General features: G+C 56.5%; 7 protein-coding genes and 2 pseudogenes. 4 read left to right on the top strand and 5 right to left on the bottom strand.

Annotation, left to right across the window (positions count from 1 at the left end):
• The 4 genes and pseudogenes from AC1DWM_RS13140 to AC1DWM_RS13125 all read left to right on the top strand — a co-directional run.
• Positions 1-189 (top strand): annotated as a pseudogene (locus AC1DWM_RS13140) (hypothetical protein); the annotation flags it as partial.
• Positions 190-448: 259 nt separating this feature from the next.
• Entirely contained in the window at positions 449-814 is a 366-nt protein-coding gene (locus AC1DWM_RS13135; protein WP_223512842.1) for a hypothetical protein, read from the top strand.
• Between the two features lie 424 nt (positions 815-1,238).
• A complete protein-coding gene (locus tag AC1DWM_RS13130) occupies positions 1,239-1,589 on the top strand; it encodes a DUF6124 family protein (protein WP_223512839.1) in 351 nt (116 codons plus the stop codon).
• Positions 1,590-1,606: 17 nt separating this feature from the next.
• Positions 1,607-1,876, top strand: coding sequence for a hypothetical protein (locus tag AC1DWM_RS13125; RefSeq protein WP_223512836.1), 270 nt, complete (start codon positions 1,607-1,609; stop codon positions 1,874-1,876).
• Positions 1,877-2,192: 316 nt separating this feature from the next.
• On the opposite strand, the gene AC1DWM_RS13120 is transcribed toward AC1DWM_RS13125, so the two are convergent.
• The 5 genes and pseudogenes from AC1DWM_RS13120 to AC1DWM_RS13100 form a co-directional block, all read right to left on the bottom strand.
• On the bottom strand, positions 2,193-2,777 hold the full coding sequence (locus tag AC1DWM_RS13120) for a hypothetical protein (RefSeq protein WP_477795349.1): 585 nt from the start codon (positions 2,775-2,777) through the stop codon (positions 2,193-2,195).
• Between the two features lie 195 nt (positions 2,778-2,972).
• Complete coding sequence (locus AC1DWM_RS13115; protein WP_477795348.1) at positions 2,973-4,037, bottom strand: lipocalin-like domain-containing protein; 1,065 nt, start codon at positions 4,035-4,037, stop codon at positions 2,973-2,975.
• On the bottom strand, positions 4,027-6,498 hold the full coding sequence (locus AC1DWM_RS13110) for an ABC transporter permease (protein WP_477795347.1): 2,472 nt from the start codon (positions 6,496-6,498) through the stop codon (positions 4,027-4,029). The genes AC1DWM_RS13115 and AC1DWM_RS13110 overlap by 11 nt, the downstream gene beginning before the upstream one ends.
• Before the next feature lies 1 nt (position 6,499).
• Complete coding sequence (locus AC1DWM_RS13105; protein ID WP_223512832.1) at positions 6,500-7,168, bottom strand: ABC transporter ATP-binding protein; 669 nt, start codon at positions 7,166-7,168, stop codon at positions 6,500-6,502.
• 135 nt (positions 7,169-7,303) lie between these two features.
• Positions 7,304-7,525: pseudogene (locus AC1DWM_RS13100) on the bottom strand (sulfatase-like hydrolase/transferase); the annotation flags it as partial.
• Positions 7,526-7,909 lie beyond the last annotated feature (384 nt).

The raw sequence follows: 7,909 nt of genomic DNA, 5'->3' as shown, positions 1-7,909 counted from the left end.
ACTGAATACAGCCCCGAACTAGTAGCAAAATCAGTTTTAATTGATTTCAAAGATCAGCAATGGGAGCAATTAGAACGAGAGGTACTCCATAAACCAGAATACTGGCAGCAGCGTTGCGCTGTATCGTTAGGAGAGGACAGACCACGCAACAAAAATACTGAAACTATTACTTTCCGACTCCAGCTATAAAGATGTAAAAATTATAGCCATTTACGAACTCGACTGGGCTGAAGTACCAATAGAAAAAAAATACGCACTTTTCATCCGCAACATTTTAAAAACGATTCCGACTGACGAAGTCGAAGCAGAACTCACAAACCTACTCGCAAAAGCCGAGTCAGCAGCAAAATAATAAAGGGGACAAAATTTTTTCCAGAAAACAAAGGCGACGGATTTATTTTCAACAAAAGCAAACGAAGCTGCTCCTTTTGATCACAAGTGATAAAGCATGATAATTGAAAGCATAAAATGGATTTCAAGTGAGGCCGAAGAAGCTGAGGTTGAAATCAGTGACGGCCACTTTAAATGTGTCGTCTTTTCTCAGCCTTGCAGTGCCAAGGTTGGCCAGCAGTTAACTGAACCGCTCCACGTATTCTCCATAAAAAATGCAATGATCAGTGACAAATTCCTACTGGGGATATGGAGCACAAACAACGAAAAGCTTGAGCGCAAAGTCGTCGCAAAAATAGTCGACATTAAAAATCAAATAATTGCCGTTGGCGACATCTGCATGATCATCGACGACCTCCTACCAGGCGGCTTAGAGAATGGAAACGTCATTGAATTCAAATGCGCAAGAGTAGATCTTTGGTAATCACAAAAAACGTTAAGCAAGGTGAATCGTATACTTTCAGATTTCGATTAAGCACAGGAATTTTGACATCTAGCTATATACATGTCGACATAAGTAGGATTCGAAGAATTTGACAATCAGTTACTCGACAACTGGGAAAAAGCTCCATCAGAACACAATAGCTTTTTTAAAAGTCCAAACATATAGCCTTCTTAAACAACAAATACGGTCGTGAAAAAAATCAGCAAGTTCTACTTTTTGCTCCATGAATCCATGCTTCAGAAATTTCCCACAACCCCTATCGACCTCCATGAACTTGTAACCCCCCACTCCCCCAGATAACCTCCCCCAGCCGCTGCAACCTCAGCGACCGGTTTTGACAGACTGAACACGATCAAGGCATGCAAATGCCGCTTTGCGGCTCCGTCCCTACAGGAGCTTCACCATGAAAAAATGTCCTCCCGATTCCCTCGGCCCAATCGATCTCAGCCAAGCAACCCAACGCACCGTCAGCGCCCGCCTCCGAGATCCGAACACCCCAGACCCCATCAGCCACGTCTTCACCATCCTCCCCAACATCGATACCGAAACCCTGCTAAGCCACGCCTGCGAAACCCTCGGTTCTCTCAACGTCCTGACCACCGACCTGGCCTGCGAACTCGAAGGTTCACACCGCAGCCTCGCGCTATCAATCCAGCAACTGGCGGTAGTGGGTGAATTATTGGTGAACCGTGCGCTGGACAATCTCGACCCTCTTGGCGACGCATCCGAAGCCCCACAAAGCACCCAATCTTGAGAGAAGGAGGTTCAACCATGGCTCGATACATGCCCATCACCGGCATCGATTGCCTGATCCCTTCCCTGCTGGTTGATACGGAAGCGCCCCTCGACGTGTTGCACGACACGGCGGCATACCGAATCCGCAGCGTGACTCAACTGGTGGAAACTCTATCCTTGGGTGATTCGCTCAAGGGCGACAACGCGCTACTTCAGGACTTCGCCCGGGTAATTGCAATTCCACTACGCGACGGCTGCGACTTGCTGGACGTTATCGGCCGACGCTTACAGGCACAAGCTGAATAAAAAAACGGGCGATCCTACGATCGCCCGTTTTTGTGTATTCGCTGTCAGCCCTTCTATAAGGAGTCCGCCCAGTGCAATGGCCTCGGCAATCCATGCACTGGTAAAGAGCCCTGACACTGGGCGAACGAGGGAATTTTAATAGAAGTTTGCAAATATGTCCGCGAGACGAACATGAAATTTTATATACATAATGTTTAAGTGAATGACGATCGAAATACTATTCAGCCTGCACCAAAACTCACCAACCAGAACATTAACGCTGATTGTTCTTGTACAAAAAAACTATACAAGAACAATCAGTCTATACAGTCAATCCTCAGCTTTTGGATTTAGTGGTCACTTTCAGTACGTCGGTGTACGTGACGACAACGCTTTGCCCAACTTTCAAGTCTTTGAGTTTGGCTTGAATTTCTGGTTTTACGACATCAACAGTTTTTTTATTACCCTTCGGACCTTCGAAGGTTACCTGATGTTTCTTCAGGTCGATGTGGGTGATTTTCAGCTGAACCTGGACCTGACGGTAAGCTTCGCCGCCCGGTTTGGAGCTACCCGGAGCCGCGCGAGCTTCGCCGGTGCGTTCAGCGGCGCCTGGCAGGCCCTTGTCGACATCGGTATCGAGGGCGAATACGACGGCGTGAGCCACTTGGATGTCGACCAGATCGCCAGCTTTCAATTTGCCAAGGTTTTTCGCCTCGTCAGTCAGTTGGATAGTAGCCTCATTACCTTCAGGCCCTTTAAGGACGACTTGATGGCTTGCGGCATCGACCGAGACAACTGTCGCGGTCATCTGATCCGCTACCACGTCAGCAGACAACGGAATCTCCTCGGCCATGGCGCCAAGGCTGACAGCAGACAGCAATGTAGCGAGGGTGATGGCTTTGGTCAGTGCGTGGAGTTTCATAGGCAATACATTCCTTGGTAGTAAATGACAGCAGACCGCTCTGGCTCAGGCGTCAGCGCGATGTGTGCCAATGAGCATAGACGTTCTTCAGGGAGTGTTCGCAGTTTCTTGCGCGGTGGATTCGCCGCTGTCCGTGTTTTTGCTGCTTTCCTTGCGCCAGATCAACTCGGTGAGGCACAGCGCTCGACTTCGCCCTCAGTAACCGGTCATTTCCAGATAACCCTGCCCCGCATGGCTGCCGCTTAGTTGCACCGGCCCTTCCCAATATGGAATGCGCAAATCCATCCAGGCGTTGGGGTTGAGAGCGTCAAGGGTGATATCGAGGTGCTTGCCGGGGATTTTGATTGACCAGCGCACGGGCATCTGACGGCCAGCGACCTTGGCCGTGTCTTGCGGTGTGAGGCGGATGTCGTCGGCATGCAGTGGTTGAGTCTGCCCCTGGGCGTCGATCCAGGTGCCGGTGAGGTAAGGCTCGCCGAGCTTGTTGCGCATGCGGTAGAGCATCACCTGTTCGCCGCTGTCCAGGTGCAGGGAAAACCAGTCCCAACCGGTCTGGTTGGCGGTCAGCGGTTGGCTGCTCCATTCGCGATCGAGCCAGGCCGGGCCGCTGACTTGATAGGTTTTACCGTCGATGTCCAGCGAGCCACTGGCCTGAAAAAACGGCTGGCTGTAATAGTACGACGCCTGGCCCTGTTCGGATTTCTGGCTGAAACCTTTGTCGCCCTGAAGCACCAGCGGGCGCGAGGACGTTAGCCGCAGTTGGTATCCGAAAGCCTTGTCCCGCGCACTGAGTTGAACATCCGCTAATGGATCAGCCCCCTGGCTGCTGAAATGCCAATCATCGATCCACGCATTGAACGGCGCCACGCTCACGCCCGCCTGACCGACGCCGCCACGGGCGTAGCGTTCGGCCGCGTGATGCACCGTCGCTGAGGTCACGGCCGCGTGCCCCAGCCAGATCGTCTGATTGGCCCAGCCCGCAACTTCGGGCGCTGCTTTCAAGGCGCTGCGAAACAACGTCCATTGCACGCCGAATTCTTGGCCCTGCGCGTCCTTGAGGTTGGCGGTGACGTACCACCACTCGATGCGAAAACCGTCATGGGGCCCGTGATCCGCCGGGAAGCTGAAGACCCGGCCCGGCACCACCGGTGTAAACGCGGCCGCTTCGCCCCCGAGACCGGCGAAGCCTTTCTCGACAGGTGCGGAGTTGTCGCAGCCGCTCAATAAAACCAATAAAAGCAATCCGACCTTAATCCTCATGAGCAAACGTCCTCAGCAGGTCCGCCGGTTGCGTGCGATACAGCGAGTACAACGGCCACGCCGATGCCAGTAACGTCGCGAACAACGCCAACCCCATCAACTGCAACAATTGCAGCGGAAACACGCGCAAAGGCAAGCGCCAGCCGAACGCCTGGACGTTGATCACCGCATCCAGGCACCACGCCAGCGCGATTCCCAGCGGCAACGCCAGTACCAGCGTCAACACCGCCAGCGACCAGGTTTGCCCGAGGTTGAGCAGCATCAATTGCCGGCGCGTCACGCCCAGCGCCCACAACGGCGCAAGCTGCCCGAGACGGCTTTGGCTTTGGGTCAGCAAGCTGATAAACAACGCCACGCCCGCCACACAAAGGGTCAGGCTGTTGAGCGCTGCGGTGGCGGCGAAGGTACGTTCGAAGACTTGCGTCGACCAGCCCTTGAGCCGCGCCTGATCGACGATGCGGCTGTCGTCGAGCGCGAAGCGTGCCTGTAGCGCGCTGACGAACGACGGGATCGATGCCGGCTCAATGCGCAGATTAAAACGGTTGGGCGCCAGCTGTGGCCAGCCGCGCAGCAGGTGGCTGACGTTGACCAGAAGGTGGCCCTTGGGGTTGCCGTAATCGGCGTAGATCCCGACGATGCGCGGCGACCAAGGGCCGCCCGGCGTGGGAATGGTCAGGTGATCGCCGAGGCGCACCTTCAGTCGTCGGGCCAGTTGTTCGCTGAGCATCAGCGTGTCGTCCTTGGCCAGCCGGTCCCACGGGTTGTCACCCAAGGCCTCCAGCAACGGCCAGTGCTGGCGATAGTTCGGGTGATCGATCACGCCAAAGACGTCCGCCGGCCAGCCTTGCAGCTGGATCGCCACTTGCCAGTTAGGCAGTACCGCCAATACTTGCGGCTGCTGTTTGAGCCAGATGTCCAGTTCACGAGACTGAGCCGGGGTTTGCGGATTGACGTAGAGCTCGGCGGTCAGGCGCTGTTCGAGCCAGTTGCTGAAGGTCTGGCGAAAACCGGCGGTCATGCTGCCGGCGCCGATGTTCGCCGCGAGTGCCAACAGCAGCGCCATCAGGGCCAGGCTCAGGGCCGGCAATTGCTGTCGGCAATCGGCGACAAACCATTGGCCGAGCACTGAATGACTGCGCTGCAATGCGAGGTTGAGCACGGCATTGAGCACTACGGGCAGCGCCAGAGCGGCGCCCAGCAATAACGCCGCCATCAACACAAATCCACTGGCCAGGCTGTCGCCCCAGATCAAGGCGCTGAGCGCAATCACGGCCGCCGTCCCCGCGACCCAACCCTGGCGCCGCAACCACCGCGCATGAGCCTGATGCCAGGCTTGCGGATCAGCCAGTGCCAGCAACGGCAAACGCGCCGCTCGCAGCAGACTGTTGGCGCCGGCCAGCAATGCACCGAGCAAACTCAGGCCGACACCGCTGAGCCACCACCACGGGCTGAGGTTCAACTGCCCCGCCACTTCGGCGCCGTACAAGCCGCGAAGGCTGGCGGCAACGTCCGGCAATAATACGCTGGCCAACAGGTAGCCGCTGACTACCCCGGCGAGGCCGCCCATCAGCGCCAGACCGCCGAGCTCAACGGCCAGGCACGCGATGAGCATTCGTGCACTGACGCCACAGGCGCGCAGGGTTCTGAGCAGGCCCCGGCGTTGTTCCAGTGCCAGACCGATGGCCGCGTGGACGATGAACAAACCGACCACGAATGACAGAAAACCCAAGGCGTCGAGGTTCAGGTGAAAGCTCTCGGTCAGGCGCGCGAGGTTGTTCTCCTCGCCGCTGCTCCTGAGCTGGAGTTGATCCTTGAAGGTGTCGGGTAAAGGAGCGCTGAAATCCTTCGGCAACAGCAAGCGCGACAGTTGATCGGGCAACCCCAAAATCTGTTGAGCAAAGCCAATGTCCACCAGCAGCACACCAGGGGCCATGTCGGTTTGAACGTGCAGCGGTGGTAATGCCACACCGCTCAAACTTGTCGGCCGTTCACCTTCGCGCAACCCCAAAGTCTGCAACGTCTGCGGCGAAATCCAGGTACTGCCCGGCGCACTGAAGAACTCGACAATCTGCTCGATTGGCAACGCCTGCCCCGCCACCGAGGAACCGGCGGGCAGCGACACCGGCTCGATGCCCATCAGCTGCAAGCGTTGCTCTTCATGCCCCTTGAGGATGACTCGACCTTGCAGCACCGGCGACACCGGCCAACCGGCTCGACGCAAGTCGACAAATAACGCCTGAGAAAACGTCCCGCCACCGGGCGCACTTAGGCTGGCCTGCGGTTCGCCGCCGATCAACTGACTGGCTCGGGCATAGCTTTCCCGCGCCTGGCTGTTCAATGCCTGTACGCCGGTGAGCAAACTGGTGGCGAGCCAGAGCCCGGTCAGCACGCTGAAAAACTGCACCGGGTGCTGCCGCCAATGACTGAGCAGCGCCCGTAACGTCTCGCGAAAAACCCGCACCTCAGCGCTCGTCCGTGCCAGCCAGACGACCACCGTGCAACACCACTTTTTCCGCCAGCCGCGCGGCAACCCGTGGACTGTGAGTGACCATCAACAACGTGGTGGGTGTGTCGTCGAGCAATTCCAGGAGCAGCTTCAGCACCTCGTCGCTGGTGGCTTCATCGAGGCTGCCGGTGGGTTCGTCGGCCAGCAGAAGTTTCGGCTTTGACGCCAGCGCGCGGCCCAATGCGACTCGCTGCTGTTGGCCGCCGGACAGTTGCTCCGGATAGCGTCGCAGTAAATCACTCAAGCCCAGGCGCTGCACCAGATGCGCCTGCCAGCGCGGATCATGGCGCCCCGCTAACCGCGCCTGAAAGGCCAGATTGTCCTCGACCCGCAAACTGCCGATCAGATTGAACTGCTGAAACACCAGGCCGATTTCGGTGCGCCGCCAGTTGGCCAGTTGCCCTTCGCTCATCTGCTCCAGCCGATGTTCACCGCTGCGGATGCTGCCCTGGTCGACTTTGTCGAGCCCGGCAATCAGGTGCAGCAAGGTGCTTTTGCCGCTGCCCGACTCGCCCATCAGCGCCAGGCTGCTGCCGGGTTTGAGCGTCAGGTCGACGCCTTGCAGCACCGGCAGCGGACCTTGCGGGGTAGCGTAACTTTTGAAGACGCCTTGGACCTGAAGCATGGGTAAACCCGTTTAAGAAGCGTGAAGCAAGGATAGCGGCCTAAACAGATGCGTTGCCTTCGGATCAACCCTCACAACCCGATCCCTGTAGGCGCGGGCTTGCCCGCGAAGGGGCCCGATCAGACAACAGAAATGTCACTGCCCCGCCGCCACACTCGCCGGCGACTGCGAAGGCGTCACAATGCTCTTCAAATCAGTATGCTTCCACTGCGGCTTCGCCCCCAGCCGCGCATTGAACCGGTAGTTAAACGTGAATGCGTCGGCCGTCGGCACACTCAGTGGCTTGCCATACACCGCCTCAACCCCCGTCAGGTCATACCCCATCAACTGCAACAGCGTCGGGAAGATGTTGTAGTGACCAGGATATTCAACGCGCTGCCCACCAGGGCGAACAGTTGTCGGATCAACGTCTGACGAATGTACGCCGTCATAAACAGCGCCATCGTCAGCGCGATAAACATGCCCCGAACAGCAGCACCGGAAAACCGATGCCCATTCCACTCAAACGTTCGACGTAATAGTCGTAACTTTTAAGCAAATAAATAATTAAAAAAAGTTATTTGATATATCGAATCGTTATCTTTCCGGCGCCATTGGCCAATAGATTGTCGGCCTTTTTTTGACACTAGCTCCGCCTCATCCATGCGCGAGAATTGTCGGACTTTTTAGTACGCGTCAAAAAAACGTTGATTCGAAAATGACACTTTTACGAGGAAATTACCCCGATTTTTTTGGCACAAG

The sequence above is a fragment of the Pseudomonas sp. P4_C8 genome, assembly GCF_056401975.1.
This window is presented reverse-complemented; position numbering and strand designations above follow the sequence as displayed.